Raw genomic sequence first — 17,619 nt, forward strand, 5'->3', positions numbered from 1 at the left:
GAATCGCGGCATAATGTCATGTCAAACTTGTGTCCAAACAATCGGGTGCGGTACACCGGGAAAAAAATGTGTAATATGGGGGCTTGTTTTTGGAGGGAGGAACCCATAAAATGGAGTTGTATTCGGACACCGTATCGTCCGAGCGAGTATCGTGTATCGTCCTCTGGCCCTCATTCCCTGTTGTTTGCGCGTATCACTATCATGAGTATGGAGTAACGCATGCGCAGTATTTCCCGGTATTGTATTTCCATTGGTATCTTTTCTCTTCTTTGCGGCATCGTGCCGGCGTCCTTCGGTCAGGAAGGCATCGATTGGAAGTCCCGCCTTGCGGGAATCCAGGATGCCTCGCTGAAGCGGACGCTCGAAAACAGCATCGCCGCTGGCCTGATCGTTGATGACGCCGATTTTGAAACGGCTGTCGCGAGGGCCGAAACGAGATTCCGCTCGCAGAATCCCACGTCCTGTTCGTCGGTTCGCGCCGGCGGAAACACGGAGGCGATCCGTGACGCGATCGCGAAGGCCGCGGCGCCGATTCCCGCCCTCGATCGTGACGCGGTCGATGTCAAAAAGAACGAGGGGCTCCGCACGAATCTGTTCAAGCCCATTACGGACAAGGTTCCTGCGAGTTATGAAACCGCCTACCGCCTTGCGGTCCAGTTCGATCCCCGCGTCGGAACGGATGACAGCACGCGGCTCGGGAAGGAAATCGATGCGTATCTGGCTTCGATCGCGAACGACCCCGTGATCAAGCAGGCCCTCTCATCGACAGGAACGACGTTGTCGGATCTCAAGCGCAACTGGTTCGGATCGGGCGCCGGCTTCGAACACGTCATCTGCGGCGAGATCAAGGGAACCGGCGTGAGCGGATACCACTGGTGGTACAAGTTCTATCGCGACGAGCAGAACGGGAACGCGAAATACGTCAGCACGCTCGATAACGCCGGCAGCGAGTTCGCCTACACCGGCGCCTTCACCTGGGACCCGGACGGCTCGGGCCCCCTGCCGAACGCGAAGAAGAAGAAAGGCGGGTTCACGGTCGGCTGCTCGGCGCAGGCCCTTCTTGCGCTTGGGCACATCGCCATCGAAAGCGCCCGCAAGTTTGGTTCCGTTCCCGGCGCGCTCACGTTCGACGCGGCCGTGAACGGCCGGACCTTCACCTGGCAGCTGTACACCATGGGCGGCACGATCCGGAGCCTGTATCCCATGGGCGGCAAAGGATTCGAGGCCGATGAAAACAGGGTGGCGGAAGAATACTTCGAACTCGAGCAAGAAGCCCTGCAGGCCGTGAACTCCGCCGGCTCCCTCACGGTCCACTGACGGAACAATCCCTGCCCACCCCATCGTAACGGGGGGTGAGCCGATTCCCCAAAAGCGTGCGTAGGGGCGGGTTTGAAACCCGCCCCTACGCAGCATCTGCCATTATTCGCCGAAGAGGAAACGGGAGAGGATCGAGACGAGCATCGCGCCCCAGACGACGGCGACGAGGATCCAGACGAAGATCGTCATTTTCGCACGCTGTTCTTTCCGTTCCTGCTCTGCCTGCTCGGGCTTTACCTGCCGAACGATGGGGTCGGACTGGAAAGCCTTTGCGATCTTTTCTTTCGACGCCGTCGAGGCAGAGGCGGGCTGTCCGGGGGAAACGCAGGACCCCGTCTCCTGGATGGACGTTTCGGGAGATTTTTGTTTTTCCAGCGTCGCCGTTTCGCCGGCGAGGAGCTCCTCCGGCGAGGAAATTTTGTCGAGCGCGATGGAAAGCTTCTCGGCGAGTTGTTTCAGAACGGCCTGCTTCTGCTCCGCGATGCCGACGGGGGCCGCTTCGACGGCCAGGGCGACGGAATGCAGGATTTCTCGGTCGGGGTTCGAGCAGAGGATGAGGCCGATTTTTTCAACCAGCTCGGGATTCGTTTCCTGGTGAAAGGCTTTGAGCAGTGGTTCGCGGACGAGGCCGAAATCGACGAGCGTAGCGGCAGGGATGCCGAGGGCCCGCTGTCGGACGCTGTTGGACATCAGGAGACTCGAAACGAGGCTTTTAATCTGGTTCCGGTCGATACCGCCGAACGCTCGGGTTGCGTTCATGCGTATCTTGCCGTTCTTGTGCTGCATGAGCTGCGGCAGGTAGATGCACAGATACTCGGAGTCGAGTTTCGAGAGGGCGTCGATGGCGGCGGAAACCTCGTCGGGATTCTCCTTCGCGAGAAACGGCCGCACGATCTGGGCGTCTTCCGACGAGCCAAACCTTCCGATGACTTTGATCAGTGCTCCGAGTTCCTTGCCGCGAGCATCGCGGATGAGAGAGGGAAGCCGGGATTTGAGGAGCCGGTATCCGTCGATCGACAATCGGTTGAGCAGCTGAATGCGAGCGGTCGCGTCGAGCGAATCATACTCATCGATATTTGTGGGGAGAGGCGTCGATTTCATCGCCGTATCCGATTCAACGGCTCCGGAGTGTGCGTCGATCGAATCGATATCCGGTAAAAAAGCGTTTTCCGACGACGATGTCGAAAGGGCAGCTGTCGGATCCGTTGGGAGCGACTGAACGTCTGGCTTCGGGGATGTGGCCTGATCGACGCCGGAAGTCGGGTTGGCGGAAGGCGGGAGCGTGGGCGGCTCCGAAATGATCGAGAGCGAAGCCCGGAGAAGCCGTTCTTCCTCCTTCCTGACGCGTAATTTGAGCTGATCCAGGAACTCCTGCGCGCTCATCGAAATTTTTCCCGTATCTGCGAGCGCGCGCGCGACACCGAGCAGAATGCCCTTGACGAGGTTCTGGTGCTGTCCACGGAGATTGCGGCAGATCCAGTAGAGGCGAAAGGGAAGCTCGACATGCGCGTTCGCCTTGAAGATGAGGCTCACCCGCAGCAGGAGCCGCGGATCATCGACTTCGGCGGCGAATCGGAGAAGGTGGGGCTCGATTTCGGCATACGGGAAGGAGGCGGCGTGATGAAGCGCGAGGGTTCGTTCCGTCGGTTCCTGCGCGAACATCAGTTCGACAAGATATCGGAGGGCATGTGGTTTATCCCAGCGATAGAGGCTTTTGATGGCTTTCGCGCGGATGCCGGGGTTGGGATTGTCGAGAAGGGGCGTGACAAGACTTTGCAGGTTGTCCGGGTCGATTTTCTCGAGGGCATCGAGTGCCGCGGCCAGGACGACGGGTTGGGGGTGTCGGCACAGTTCGACGAGCGCGTCCGAATCCCTGATGTCGCCGAACCGCTTGAAGTAGGTGCAGATCGAGGGAAGGACTTCGGGAGGGAGTGTGTTCCACGCGGAACTTCGGAGCAAATCGTTCGCGAGAAACGCATCGGAGGATTCGAGACGCGTCATGACGAGCGCGAGGTCCTCGCGCTTCGCGGGATCCGAGAGGACGGCCTGGAGATCGGCAAGGGTCGAGGGCTGGACGGCCCCCCGGAGTTTGAGCAGTTGGTACTTGACGGTTTTCGCGACCTGGAAGGCGAGAACGGAGTCTTTGATCTCGGGAAGCGTCTGCTGAAGGGCTTCGACGACCTGCTTCGCGAACGGCGAGGCTTCGATCTCGGCGAGGAGATCGAGAACGAGGGTTCCGTCGCCGCTTCGAAGCGTCGATTTGATCTCTTCCGTCGCGAAGTTCGATGAAGAGGTTGTCATGGGGCGGCCGGTCCCGGAAGATGGGGCATGGTCAGAACCCGAAGTTGAGGCCGAACCGTACGTCGGGTTCGACGTTGATCGAGGTGACGAAGAGTTCGGCCTGGACGGTGTCCGAACCGCCGCGGACGCCGGCGTTCAGCGAGATGCGGTCGCCGGAGTCGTTATAGAAGTCGCGATAGTTCAGAAACTGGCTTTCGAGCATGATGCTGACGTTTTTTTGGGGCGCGTAATCGAAAGCGACGGCGCTGACGAGAAACTCCTTCTTGTCGTAATGGAGCTTTCTACCTGAGGGAAAAACGATGTCCTGTTCGTCGGTGAAGCAGTGTTTGAGGTTCAGATATCCGCGGAGTTTTTCCGAGAGCTTTTCTCCGAGGGTGAGGTAGACGTTGCGGAGGTGTTCGATCTGGACGAGGTCGGCGTTGTTGATCTGGACAGCCGACATCGGGGCGAACATGCCGCCGAAGCAAAGATCCTGCGAACCGGCGTGAGCCGAGTATTTCATCCCGAAGCCGGTCGAATCCTCGGAATAGTTCAGGACCCCGATGTAGGGCGCCGAAGAGCGCTTGTAGCGAAGATGGTTGAGCGATACCTCGAGATTCGGCTGGAGCGAATACGCCGCCGACACCCAGTGTTCGTTCTTCTCGAGATCGTATTTTATATTATCAACGATAATATCACGCTTGGTGACGCCCGTCTTGAACGAGAAGCCGCCCGTACGGTTCGTCTGGAAGTCGGGGGTGGGAACGGCGATCAGGCCGCTCGTCCCGGAGAGGCAGAATCCAGTCCGGGGCGTGTCGGATGCGAAGGAGAGCGGCGGTTCCGTATCGTAGATCTTTTCGACGGAGCCCGTGCGCTCGGTCTTCCACTCGAAGCCCTCGTCTTCGCTCAGCATCATCGCGGAGGCGGCCATCGGCATGGCGAACGCGAGAAGAATCGTTGCAAGATATCTGTTCATGGTCGTTCTCACGGCAGATGGACGACGGAAACGATCGTCTGAGCGGGATCGGATGCTCCGTTGCTCCTGATGTAGCACGTTCGTGTCACGGCGACATATGTTGGTACGCCGGCAACGGTACCGGGAACGATGATCGAGTAGGTGTCGGGCCGGAGGTTCTCGAAGAGGAACTTTCCTTCGGAAGTCGTCTTGATGGTGCCGCCCACGGGATCCCCGTTACTGTCTTCAAGCCTGACGTCGACTTCCGGGATTGCGGCGCTGGTACTGGCGAGCCGCACGTAGCCGATGACCGTTCCGACGACCGAGGGATCGGGGGTGAGAGAAATGTTCGACGTTGCGGGATCGACGATTCCATTCGTTGCAATATAGACCGTTCTCGTCACCGGGAGATATCCGGCGGCGTTGACTGATATCGTATACACACCGGCGCCGAGATCGTATGCCGCGAACTTGCCGTCCTGGGTCGTGATGAACGGGCTTGAGGCCACCTGATCGCCGTTGCTGTCACGCACGGTGACGGAAATTTCCGGCAGAGCGGCGGTCCCGTATTTCACGTAGCCGATGATGTTCCCGGTCGCCGGATCTCGCGACAGGACGATATTCGTCGAGGTGGGGTCGGAGGTTCCATTGTTGAGGATATAGCAGGTGCGTGTCACGGAGGTGTAGTTCGTGCCTGATGCGTTGAGCGTGTAGGTTCCAGGCACGAGTCCGTAGAAGCCGAACTTGCCGTCCGCCGTCGTCTTGAGCGGGCTGCCCGTCACGTGGGCGTTGCTGCCGTTCTTGAGACTGACGGAAATCTCGGGAATCGCCAGGCCGGTCGTATCGAGTTTCACGGTGCCGACGACGTTGCCGACGATGGCCTGGGCAACGGAGGTCAAGGTGATCCTGGGCATGGCAGGATCCTTGGTGCCGTCTTCCTTGATGGTGATGGCGTAATCTCTCGAAACGTAGCCGGTCTTCGAGACGGCGGCAAGATACAACCCCGGATCGATGCCGGAGAATGAGAAGTAGCCGCTTCCGTTCGTGACGGTGTTCAAGCCGAGCGCGTTCCACAGGCCGGTGTCTTCGTCGTATTTGGAAAGCGACACGTCGGCGAGACCGATGCCGGCGTTAGTCGACGCATCGATGACGTATGCCTCGATCTTCGAGCTTGCCATAGAATAGGAAAGAATCAGATCCGTCGACGGAGGATCGGCCGCTCCGTCGGTCTTGATATAGCAGGTGCGCGTCACTTCGGTATACCCGGTTCCGGAGGCGGTCACGGTGTATTCGCCCGGGGGAAGGTCGTAGAACGAATACCGGCCTTCCGATGTGGTTTTTCGAGGACTGCCGGCCACGAACAGACCGGTGCCGACGTTTTTGGCCGTGACGGTGATTTCGGGAAGGACGGCGTTCGTGATGTCGAGCCTGGCAAACCCGGTGATGGTGCCCTTGATATCGGTCACGCGGGTGAGAGCGATCTGAGTCGTGACCGGATCTGCCGTCCCGTCACTCCTGATGTAACAGGTGCGGGTGGCGGTCGAGTAGCCGGCGCCCGTGGCGGAAACCGTGTAATCACCCACGGGAACACTCTCGAAGATGTATTTGCCTTCGGTCGTCGTCCTCCGAGGACTGCCGGCGATGGCGAGGCCCGTATTGATGTTGGTGACGGTGATGGTGATTTCCGGCAACGGCGTGCCGTTTTCCAGCTTCACGTAACCGACGAGTGAGCCGGTGATCGCCGTGATCGGGGCGAGAATGAGATCCGTCGAGGATGGATCGGCCGTTCCGTCGTTCCTGATATACGACGTCCGTGTGACGGATGTATATCCGACGCCTGCCGCCGTGATCGCGTATTCGCCGATCGGCAGATTGTCGAAGGTGAATTTTCCCTCGGTGGTCGTGACTCTCGGGCTTCCGGTGACCTGGATGCCCGTTTTGGAGTCCTTGACGGTTATCGTAATCTGGGGAATGACTTTCCCGGAAACATCTTTCGCATATCCGGAAATCGTGCCCGTGATCGTGGGAACAGAGGAAATGAACGTGAGCGGGATCTTCGGCTTCGACGGGCTCATCGCGCCGGTACTCTGGAGATTCACGGGATACGCCATCGATGCATATCCCGCCTTTTGAATGTTCAATGTGTACAGCCCGGGCAGCACGTCGCTGAAAAAGAAATAGCCGCTGCCGTCCGTCAGAGTCGTGCGATTCTGGGGAACCCAGACGCCGCCGGAATACACGGAAAGAGAAGCGGTCGCCAGCATGATGGGGTTGTTCGTCGACGCATCGACGACATACGCCTCGAGCGTGCCCGATGCCGGAATGACGTTCGGATTCCGGAGTTCGATCGGAATGACGAGGTCGGCGGGCGACTGGGCCCCGTCTTCGGTCACATAGACCGGATACAGCATCTCAGTGAAGGTTGCTGAGCCATGACCGACCCGAAGCGTGTACAGAGCGGGCCCGAGGTTTGAGAAGATGAACTGGCCGTTTCCCGCCGTCTGGACGGGCGATGCGACCTCCTTGTTGCCGACGAACAATTCCACGGGCAGGTTGACGACGGGCATGCCGTCGTTCTTGACGTACCCCTTGATCGAAAAAGTGCCGGAGAATTCGTCGAGCGTGCCGCTGGTGGCCTGAATGCCGGAAAGAGTCATGGATATGGGGGTGGAATTGTTCCCTTCCTTGCAGCCGCTGCCATAAATCACGAGCAGGCAGAGCGCAAGAAGGAAAGCCCCTGTGATCCAACCGGGTATCCGTTTAACCATGATTCGCCCCCATCGCGAAAAATAATAATCCAGTATTCGTATCGGCAGATCGTCGTCAGATGCGAAGAGCGAAGAAAAAGACGATGCGGCTCAGTCTTTTGTAAGGGCCTGTTCGAGAGCCTTTCCTATCTTGCGGAGCTGCCTGGCGCCTTCGATTTTTTCCTTGACGGATGGAAGACCGATTTTTTCCATGATGCCTTTCGTTTCTGAACTCGGTTCGGGAGGCGCATCTCTGAGGAATAACTCGGAAATCCAGCCGTTGTACGGGATGCCGGCGGAATCCGTACCTATTACGCGAAACCATCTGACGCCATCGACGACTTTCCAATCGATGCCGTGCGGTTCCGATGCCGTGGCGATGGAATGATCGCGATCGGTCTCAGACAGGGTGTACATGGCGTCGATGGAAAACCGGCCTGAAGCGATGTAATACAGGAACACGACGCCTGCAACGGATGACAAGGCATATCGAAGCCCGCTGCGACCGCGCGAGGGCATTGAACAGACGTCGTCACCCTCGGATACCGCCAGCGAATGCAGAGAACTGGAAGATGTACCCGTTTGGTCTGGATGCGAAGGAAATTCGTGGCTTGCGTGGATGATGCCGCACTTTACCGCGAAGAGACGCATCAGGGGAAAAACGAAAACGAAAACCAGTACGACCGTGGTCAGGAACAGAAAGACATTCATCGGTGCAGATTCACGGATGGTCCGGGAGGGCGAAGGGGCGCGAGGTCCGTCATCGGGTCAGCGATGTGTATTGCAGACGACGCTCCCGGACTGATCGAAGGAATAGGAGCACGGACAGCCTTGCGGGAGATTGAAGCTGCCGGAAAACAGACGCTTGAGATCGAGGTCTTTCATCGGAGGATTGTTCAATGAGTAGAGTTGAAGTTGCTGGGTGATCAGCGATCTGTTGGCGGCGCAGACGGCATCCCAGCTTCGCTGAACGGGAGTGGGACCTTCATTGCCGCCTGTCGGGACGAACGACCTGGTTGCCATGAGGGAGCCGACGGCTATGACGAGAACCGCCAGAATGAGCATAATGATGCCTGAGCCGCGTCTCGATATGTTCATCCGTGTACTTCTCCGATTGAAAAAATGTACATAAAGAATACCATAATGGGCGAACGTACACATCGGCATGAGAATATATAAATGACAATATGCAGTTCGAAAAGCCTTCGGGCGCCGTTCAGATGACATGTGAACGGTGCGTTCGCGAGCCGGACGGAGGGTAGTCAATAGTGGAATGTCAAGAGAGGCATGGATTGTTGGTCAGAGAGATTGAGAGAGTCGTCACCCGGCAACATGTGTGAGGGTATGAATGGGTGAAGGCCGGAGGCTGGTGATTCATGCATTTCTTGATGATCGGCATCCCCGCATAAATGCACCATGAAGCCCTGAGCCAGGGGAGATAGAGGTGATATCGGCATGTCATAGCCCTCACCGGATGCGTGCAACGGGAGATGATGAGTTGGTGCAAAAAAAAATATTTTGCCCCACTTGACATTCGCAAATCATGCTTCATATAATCCCATCATAGTCCTCAAAAACAAATCTGAAGGGAGATACAATCAGGATGAACAAAGCAGATCTCGTGAAGACCATTGCCCAGAAGGCCAAGCTGAATCAGGCCGCCGCTCAGAAGGCTCTTGAGACCATGCTCGACACCTTCAAGGACACCCTCAAGAAGGGCAACAAGATTCAGCTCATCGGCTTCGGCTCCTTCGAAGTTTCCAAGCGCGCTGCTCGCAAGGGCGTCAATCCCCAGACCAAGAAGCCCATCAACATCCAGGCCAAGAAGGTCGTCAAGTTCAAGCCCGGCAAGGAGCTCAAGGAAATGGTCTCCAAGGGGAAATAATCCGCCCCTCGGACTCGTCCTTATAAAAAGCCCGGTCGACAAGACCGGGTTTTTTTTCAAAAAAATCTTCAGAAACGCCCCTTACTTCTCTCGACGTTCTGGGGTATGATGCCGTATTCCCTTTCGGGTTCCATACCCCTGTGAGATCCAGACAGTGACTCGTTCTCTCATGACGTCCATCGGTCCTCGTGCAGTGCGTTCCGGCAGGCTGAAGGCATGATGAAGCTTCTGCGTGCGGCTATCGCATCGATTGTCCTGTTCTCGATCTTCGCTGGTATTCTCCTTTACCGTGGATGGACAAGTCGAGTCGAACTTCCGTCCCCCCTCGCATCGCTTCTCAAATCCGCCATCAAAACGCAGACAGGTTCTCGACTGCGGTATGAGTCGCTGAAAATCAACGGATCGGAAGGCACTGGAACCCTTTCGAACGCCGCCCTCGAGAATGCCTCTTCCGTGGCTTTTCTCACGATCCGGGAAGCCGGCATTCGTCTTGCCTCCGGCACCTCGGTTCTCAGCGTCCTAGCGGGAGATGCGCCTGTCCATCTGTTCGAAGCCCGTGATATCGATGTCGATCTCGATCACCTGAAGCTTCCTGAACGGAAATTGCAGACCGGGGAATACCCGGGAACGATGCCGATAAACCGTTTCATCGCGAGGAATATACGCGTACATACGGTCGTGGGGACGTTCACGATCGATGCGCTGGAACTCGACGCCCGGCGTGTGGCCGGTGAGTATGCCGGCCAATTGGGAGTGGCTCGGAATCCTCTCGGCGGCGTGGCATCGGTATCGTTCCGGATTCCGTTCGACCTTGGTACCGGGTCGGTCGCGATCGACTGGAATGACGTTGATATTCCGAGGTTGACGGCCCTGTATCCCGTCCTCTGGTTGTGGGGAATCGCGGTGGAAAGCGGCAGCGCCACAGTATCGCTCCGATGGACGGGAAACCTGCGGGAGCGTCTCGAAAAGCTGGACGCGCGGCTTGACGCGCTCTTCAGAAACGAATTGAAGGGACGACTTCGCGTCAGCGACCTTGCTGTCACTCGGGATCGTCTCACGACGAAATGGAACGGAACGATTCAGACGGCTCCGAATGCTCATGGAACATGGAACTGTCGCCTGGATGGAGGCCATGCCCGCGACAGCATCCTTGTCGAGTCCGTCATAGACGGATCCGGGCCGGGATGGGGAATCGGCGCCAGCGGAACAGCCGATGTTTCGACCGATACGTGGAGCCTGATCGAGGCATTCGCACCCGTGACGGCGGCCGTCGAGCCGGGCGCCGCCAGGCTGCGCTTCAACGTGAGGCGTCCCCACGGCAAACCCTGGCAGGGCGACGTCGCCGGCCGCCTGGACGGCTTCCTCGTCGAAGGCGTGCCGGTCGAAACGGCCAGTTTCTCTCTCCGAACCGAAGGCCGGAAAATACGATATACCGCAGCGGTGCGCTCCTCGACGGGCCGATGCGACGCCGAAGGCACGTATGATCCCGACACGAGTCTCGGGGATGCCGATCTCTCGATCGCCGCCATCAGAAGCGATCGAATTCAATATATTCCTAAAGAACTCCAAGGAATTTTCTCCGGAACCTTTCATGTGTCGGGAAATCCCACTCGGCTCGAGGATGCATGCGTGACCGGCTTTGTCGCCATCGACCGGCCGAAGTTCCCGGGGCGCGTCGTCGAGAGGCTCGAGGGACATATCACCTGGGACCGGGGGGCGTGGTCGCTACGAAATCCGGTCCTGCGGCTTCCCGGCGGACAGATAGCGTTCGAAGGCATCGTCTCGGACGGACACATTGAAGGGGAGCTTGCCGGCCGGGACGTTCCGGCGGAATTTCTCGGTATCGACGCGGATGTCGTGAAGGGGACCTGTAACTTCAGGGCCGACGTGGCCGGTGTCCCATCCGCTCCCCGGTATGCCGGAGAACTCTGGACCGACCGTGCGAGATTATGGGACCGGCCCATATCGATGCTTCGAGCCCGTGTCACGGGCGGGCGGGCGTCTCTCGCCCTGGACGAACTGCAGGCAGATCTCGCGGCGGGCGGTGCGATCTCCGGATATCTGAATGTCGATCTGAACGCCGGCAGGATGACGGCGAGCCGGTTCGATATCGTCCATGTCGCCTTGGCGCAGTTTGCCGACCGTCTGCCCGAAGAATGGAGGCGCCTCGAGCCTGACGGGCGTTTAAACGCCATGTTCGAGCAGATTCCGGCGGAAACCGAGGCGATGATCTGGAATTTTTCGGTTTCCGGCAGCAAGATCACGCTCGCTTCCGCAACGATCGATGAGCTTTCCATTGGCGGCATCCTGCGGGGTGGGCGCCTCGAGAAGTTCGAGACAGCCGCGAGAATCGGGGATGGTCGCATCGCCCTGAAGGGGCATCAGGTTCCGAACGACGGGTATACCGGCGAACTTGGCCTTCACGAGGTCGACTTGAATGTTCTGGGTGTCTTACTGAAGGCCCCGTCACCGCTTCGAGGCATTCTGAGCGCCGACGGGACGATTCTCTGGAACGAGAGCTCGCCCTCGGGAGCGCTGCGGGTGGTCGTGCGCGATCTCGGCATCGGTGACCGCTTCCTCGGAAACGGCGGCGGCGAAATCGTCCTCGACACGAACGGGGCACGGATGGAAAACGCCGCATTCGACCGGCTGGGAGTAAAGCTCGACGGATCGGTGCGGTTCGATGGCCGAAATTCATACGACATCACGTGCCGGATGGATCGGACGGACCTTTCGGCGCTTCCTGCGGCGTATGGGTTCCGGAGCTTCCAGTCGGGCGATCTTCTCGTCACGGGTTCCGGCCGGCTCGAGGGTCGCATCGGGGAGGCGAAACCGGATCGTATAGAAGCGAATATACAAGCTCTCGAGATCAGGCGCGGCGATGATCTCATCGTGGCGAACAGGCCGATGCGGTTTCTCTACCAGAACGGCATCGTCGAACTTCGTTCCTTCGAGCTGAAATACCGGCAGGGGCTGTTCGGCATCGAAGGCGTCTGGGATCCGGCCGGCAGGACCGCCATGACCCTCACCGGTCGCGACTTTTCGCTTCTCGCACTCGGAACCCTCCTCGAGATCCCCGACTGGACGGTCGGCGGAAGCCTGTCGTTCGACGGTGGAATCGTCGGCTCGTATCCGGCTCTGCGGCTCGATTCCAACATCAACGTGAAAAACCTGACCTTCAATAACCGTTCGATCCCCGAAATCACGGGCAATATCGGTCTGACGCCCGACAAACTGAAGCTTGCCTACGTCACGGTGAAGCTGAACCAGATGAGCATCGGCGTTTCCGGAGGGATCCCCCTTCCCGGAAGCGGCGCGCCCGACTCGATGGATCTCGCGCTCGACATCGCCTCGTCTCCCATCAACGATCTTCCGCTCCTGCTGCCGGAGGTATTCAGCAACGCGAGCGGAAGCATTCAGGCATCCCTGAGGTTCACGGGGAAGCCGAAAGCGCCTGTCGTCGCTGGATCGATGGCATTCCGAGCGGATCAACTGGGTCTGCGGGGCATGAACAAGCCGCTCAGGCAGGTTGACATCGGCCTCACGACGAAGGACGGTCTCATCAGGCTCGACCCGCTCAGGGCGACGATGGGGCGCGGCGTCTTCGAGGGCGGAGGCAACATCGATTTCCAGTCAGGCATTGGCTCAGTCTCGGCAAAACTTTCCGGTCAGAAGCTCGACCTGAATTGGAACGGCATCGACATCAACGGCGCGAGCGCCTCGTTCGATCTCGGGGGCACGATGTACCGCCCCGTCGTCCGCGGAAAGATCAGGATCCCCAAAGGCCGCGCCCAGGTCGGTGAATTCAGGACTTCGCCCGATTTCAAGCTGCGCTTGCCGCTCGAAAGCCTCGATTATCGGTTCGACGTCGAGATCCCGAGGAACTTCTGGGTCAAGAACTCGTTCATCAACGCCGAAATGCGCGGTTCGTTCAGCGCGTTCGGCGACCTCGAGAAGTTCCATCTCGGCGGCATGATCCAGAGCGTCCAGGGATGGCTGTTTTTCCAGCGCAGGAAGTTCCAGTTGGAGAACGGCGAGATCAGGTTCGGCGAACAGGACGAGCAGATCAACCCGTATCTCTACATCAAATCCGTCACGAACGTACAGAATACGCAGATCTACCTGACGCTCGACGGGACGGTTTCATCGCTCACGCCGCGTCTTCACTCGTCGCCGCCGCTCGCGGAAAGCGACCTGATCGCCCTTTTGACCCTCGGCCGGAGCATGGAAGAGGCGCGCCAGTCTGATTCGAAAGACCTGTTCGAGAAAGAGATCCTGGAGGGCCTCAAGAACACGTATCTGTCCGGGCTTCTCGGCTCGACGATCTCCACGGCGCTGAACCTCGACGAGGTGTTTTTCGGCTCGCTGTTCGACCGGCGCACCGGCATCACGAGTTCGTTCCTCAGGGTCGGTAAATATATCGGAAGAAATCTATTCATCGCGTACGAAGGCACCCTGTCGAACGAAGGCGACAAGACGTACATTTTCGAATACCGCCTGCCGAAAGGGTTCTTCATCAACATCGAAATCGAAAAACCGCGCAATCAGACGAGAATTGGCGTAAAATACGACTGGAGATTCTGAACGTCCCGGCAGGATAAAACGGGCGAAAGAGGTGAACCATGAGCGATCTGAGAAATTTTTTCCTCCAGATGGAAACGTCCCTGGGGTCCGGCATCCCGCTGGTCCGTTCCCTTCAGCTTATTTCGGCAAACCTGCCGGCGTGGGGTCTGCGCGGGAAAGTCGAGCGAATCGCGAAACTGGTCGACGGGGGGGCGTCATTTTCCGGGGCGATGGAACAGGTCGGCAAGCCGTTCACCCGGCTGCACGTCAGTTTCATCAAGTTCGGCGAAGAAGCCGGCTGTCTTGACAAGGTCTGCTCATCGCTCGCCCAGCACTCCGACCGCGAGGTCATGTTGCAGCACGATATCGTGAATGCGATGCTGTACCCCGGGTTCGTTCTCGGCATCGCGTTCTTCATGCTGCCGATCATCAACGCGATCCAGGCAGGCCAGGAATGGTCGACCGCCCTTCCGTGGGCGATCGGAAACCTGGTTATCTACGCCGGAGCGATTTTCGGCGGGACGCTGGCGTGGAACTCGAGCCTCGGCGGATCGCTGGATGCGGTTCTCGTGCATGTTCCGTTCATCGGCGGGATCATGCGCCAGACCGCCCTGGCCAGGTTCACCAGAACCCTCGCCGTCGGCCTCGCCGCCGGCGTGCCGCTCATCCAGTCGCTCGAAACGGCGATTAGCGTGAGCGGGAATCCCTGGCTCCAGAACCAGCTGCAGCACCTGCCAAAACACGTCGGCAGCGGGAAGGGTCTCAGCGCAGGCCTCGAGCAGGCCGGCTGTCTCCCGGGGACCCTCCGCGAAATGATCGCCGTCGGAGAGCAGAGCGGCCGGCTCTCGGAAATGCTCGAAAAGACGGCGAGTTACTTCGAGCAGGAGGCGTCGAACCGCGTCGGCATGGCGATGAAAATCCTGCCGGCGCTTCTCTTCCTGCTCGTGGCGATGTACGTCGGGTACAAGATCGTCGGATACTGGCAGAACACGTTGACCACCCTGATGAAATAAGGGACTCTTGCCCCCCGGGAGAGCTACGACTGGTGCGGGAGCGACTCGAGCGGTTGTTGAACATCCGCCCCGACGAATGGGGCGAGCTGGCGTATTTCGGACTGCTCAACACCCTGCTCTGGACGGGGCTCACGATCGGCGAGTCGGTCGGCGAAACCCTGTTCCTCAAGCGGGTCGGCGTCGAGCATCTCCCGAAGATGTTCATCCTCTGCTCTCTCTTCGCGATCCCGATCGGCATCGCGTATGACCTTCTCCAACAGCGAATCGAGCGGAGGCGCCTCTCCTCCGTGCTAGGGGTCGTCGCCGTCTCGGCGGTGCTTGTCTGCCTGTTCCTTATCGACGGCGGATGGACGATCGCCGGAACGGCCGTAGGATATCCTTTGTTGTATATCGTACAGAACATCCTGGCGACCGTTCTCGCCGCTCATTTCACGATTCTCCTGTCGGGACAGTTCAACACCCTCGACTCGAAACGGCTGATTCCGATCATCCTCGGGGGGGCCGTCGCAGGTTCCATCGCCGGCGGTCTTTCCGTGAGAGTGCTGGCTGACGGGTTCGGAACCGTGAACCTCCTCTGGATCTGGATCTTCATGCTCGGGCTCGGCGAGGTATGGTTCGCCTTCGGCGGTCGATCGCTGAAGGCTGCCATGTGGGCCCGCGAAGAGAAAGAGCCGCCACCGAAATACGCCGGCGAGGGGCGGCTCGACCGATGGTTCTACGAAGCCCGGGCGGTCGTCTCGACCCCCCTCCTGATGCTGCTCGCCGCGTCGATGTTCATGATGACGATCTGCAGGTATTTCATCGAGTATCAATATAGTGAAATATTCAACGCCCATTTTACCTCGGAAACCGCTCTCGCCGGCTTCATCGGCGTGTACACCATCGTCTCGAACCTCGCGGCTCTCGCCATCCAGAGCATCGTGACGGGTCGGCTGATTCAGACTCTTGGCGTCAGCAGCGCGAACCTGTTCTATCCGATCTCGACCCTGCTCGCCTTCACGGGAACGGCGTTGTCCTACACGATTCTTCCCGGCGTCTTCGCCCGCTTCAACCAGGAGGGACTCCGCCGGGCCGTATTCCACCCGGTCATCAGCCTCTTCTACAACGCCATTCCGGCGAAACGGCGCGCCCGGTCGATCGCGTTCAACGAAGGCATCATGATCCCCCTCGGAACCATCGCCGCGGGGATCATGATCATGATGCTGCAGGGGCACACGCGGGCGCTGCTGACCGTGTCGGTGGCGCTCGCGGCCGTCTGGTCGATCCTTGCCTGGGGGCAGCGCCAGGTCTACAGCCGGAGCCTCATCGAACTGCTGCGCCGGTCGCAGATCGAGAGCGTCTCCGACGACGAGAAGGACCTCGGCACGCTCGACGGTCATACCCAGGCCCTGGTGATCGAAGCCCTCAAGGACGAGAACGACGAAGTCGCTGAGCTCGCGGCCGACCTCCTGATCCGTTACGGGTCATCCTCCGCCAGGGCCGCGCTTCTGCGCCAGGCCGTCGATGCGCGACCCTCTTTGCTCATCATTCTTCTCGACAAGCTTTCGTCGTTTCCGGGACCCGACACCAGGCAGTTCCTGCTTCGCTCTCTCTGCCACTCAGACGCGGAAGTCAGGCTCTCGGCGCTCAAAGCCCTCATCGTCTACCCACACGATGACGAGATCCGCGCCCGCATCGCCGAGTTCCTCTCCAGCGGCGACATTCGCCACCGCACCACGGCCGCTGCCGGAATGATCCGCGGCGGCGATCTCGGCCAGATGATGAAGGCGCTTTCCGTCCTCCGGCAGATGCTGTGCGAGAAAGACTCGGATACCGTCGCCCTCGGCATCCATTCGCTTGGCCTCACGCGCGACGAACGATTCTGGGTCAACCTCCGCCCCTTCCTGCTCAGCGAAGATCCCAAGCTTCGGCTCGCGGCGATGCGCTCGATGAACCTGATGGTCCAGGCGGGCGAAATCTACGAGCACCTCGACGTCCTCCAGGCGCTGATTCGCGACTCGGTCCGGGAGATCCGCACCCTCGCCATCCGAATCGTCGGCCGCGTGCGCGCACGACAGAGCGTGCCGCTCCTCCTCGAAGCGCTTTCCGACTCGAGTCCGCGCAACCGGCGCCTCGCGTTCGAAGCGCTGTCAGGCTGGGGACCCGATATCCTCAACGACCTCCTGATGATTCTCGACGACCCGCAGGCCTCGATCCATGCCCAGGAAAGCGCCGTCAGGCTCCTGAGGTTCTCTCAGGATCTCTGCATCCAGGATCGGCTCGCGCGGTTCGGATTCGCCCAGATTCGCACGATCTACGAAATGAAGTGCGACGAACTCACCATCGTCCGGGAACTCCCGGCGGAGGGCGGCGAATTCCTGCGCATGTTGCTGAACGAGCGCGCCCTGGGACTGCTGAAACTGGTTCTCGCCCTCGTCGCCCCGGAAGAAAGCCGCGAGGCGAGGACGGTCTTCCGCGGGCTGTATTCTCCGAACCAGGAAATGATGAACAACGCCATCGAAGCCCTTCAATCGATGGGCGAGCGGACGCTGATCTACCACATCGTCCCCGTACTCGAAGGCCTGCCGCTCGAGCAGATCGCCGAATACGGGCGACGAACGTTCGGCATCGAGATGCGCACGGCCCGCATGGTGATCGGCAAGCATCTCGTATCGATCGAAAAGAATCTGAAGGAAGCCGCGATCTACACCGTCGGCATCAACGGCATCGACGATCTCCTGCCGGCGCTGAAGAAGATCCTGACCGCAGATGCCGGTCAATCCCAGATCGCCACCGTCTGCGCGTGGAGTATCGCGAAACTCGCCGGCGGCATGACGCGTTCCGAAATTCCCGGGCCGGCGACGGCGCGATGACAGGTGC

At 59.3% G+C, this 17,619-nt stretch carries 10 protein-coding genes; 5 read left to right on the forward strand and 5 right to left on the reverse strand.

The window, feature by feature from the left end; genetic code table 11:
* The first annotated feature begins 219 nt into the window (after nucleotides 1–219).
* A complete protein-coding gene (locus PLU72_16400; GenBank protein HOT29759.1) occupies nucleotides 220–1,317 on the forward strand; it encodes a hypothetical protein in 1,098 nt (365 codons plus the stop codon).
* A 102-nt stretch (nucleotides 1,318–1,419) separates the two neighbouring features.
* Here PLU72_16400 and PLU72_16405 read toward each other — a convergent pair whose 3' ends face one another.
* From PLU72_16405 to PLU72_16425, 5 genes are all read right to left on the reverse strand, one after another.
* Nucleotides 1,420–3,618, reverse strand: coding sequence for a HEAT repeat domain-containing protein (locus tag PLU72_16405; GenBank protein ID HOT29760.1), 2,199 nt, complete (start codon nucleotides 3,616–3,618; stop codon nucleotides 1,420–1,422).
* A gap of 31 nt (nucleotides 3,619–3,649) precedes the next feature.
* A complete protein-coding gene (locus tag PLU72_16410; GenBank protein ID HOT29761.1) occupies nucleotides 3,650–4,573 on the reverse strand; it encodes a hypothetical protein in 924 nt (307 codons plus the stop codon).
* 8 nt (nucleotides 4,574–4,581) lie between these two features.
* On the reverse strand, nucleotides 4,582–7,320 hold the full coding sequence (locus PLU72_16415) for a carboxypeptidase regulatory-like domain-containing protein (GenBank protein HOT29762.1): 2,739 nt from the start codon (nucleotides 7,318–7,320) through the stop codon (nucleotides 4,582–4,584).
* Nucleotides 7,321–7,410: 90 nt separating this feature from the next.
* A complete protein-coding gene (locus tag PLU72_16420; GenBank protein HOT29763.1) occupies nucleotides 7,411–7,782 on the reverse strand; it encodes a hypothetical protein in 372 nt (123 codons plus the stop codon).
* A gap of 285 nt (nucleotides 7,783–8,067) precedes the next feature.
* On the reverse strand, nucleotides 8,068–8,397 hold the full coding sequence (locus PLU72_16425; GenBank protein HOT29764.1) for a hypothetical protein: 330 nt from the start codon (nucleotides 8,395–8,397) through the stop codon (nucleotides 8,068–8,070).
* Between the two features lie 505 nt (nucleotides 8,398–8,902).
* On the opposite strand from PLU72_16425, the gene PLU72_16430 reads away from it, so the two are divergent.
* The 4 genes from PLU72_16430 to PLU72_16445 all read left to right on the forward strand — a co-directional run bounded on the left by PLU72_16430 (nucleotide 8,903) and on the right by PLU72_16445 (nucleotide 17,612).
* Nucleotides 8,903–9,184 carry an HU family DNA-binding protein gene (locus PLU72_16430; protein ID HOT29765.1) on the forward strand — a complete coding sequence of 94 codons (282 nt, stop codon included), beginning with the start codon at nucleotides 8,903–8,905 and terminating at the stop codon, nucleotides 9,182–9,184.
* 216 nt (nucleotides 9,185–9,400) lie between these two features.
* Complete coding sequence (locus PLU72_16435; GenBank protein ID HOT29766.1) at nucleotides 9,401–13,768, forward strand: translocation/assembly module TamB domain-containing protein; 4,368 nt, start codon at nucleotides 9,401–9,403, stop codon at nucleotides 13,766–13,768.
* 38 nt (nucleotides 13,769–13,806) lie between these two features.
* Nucleotides 13,807–14,760, forward strand: a complete 954-nt coding sequence (locus PLU72_16440) for a type II secretion system F family protein (GenBank protein HOT29767.1) — start codon at nucleotides 13,807–13,809, stop codon at nucleotides 14,758–14,760.
* A gap of 32 nt (nucleotides 14,761–14,792) precedes the next feature.
* Nucleotides 14,793–17,612, forward strand: a complete 2,820-nt coding sequence (locus PLU72_16445; GenBank protein HOT29768.1) for an MFS transporter — start codon at nucleotides 14,793–14,795, stop codon at nucleotides 17,610–17,612.
* Nucleotides 17,613–17,619: the final 7 nt, after the last annotated feature.

The organism is Candidatus Ozemobacteraceae bacterium, from assembly GCA_035373905.1.
Classification (GTDB): domain Bacteria; phylum Muiribacteriota; class Ozemobacteria; order Ozemobacterales; family Ozemobacteraceae; genus MWAR01.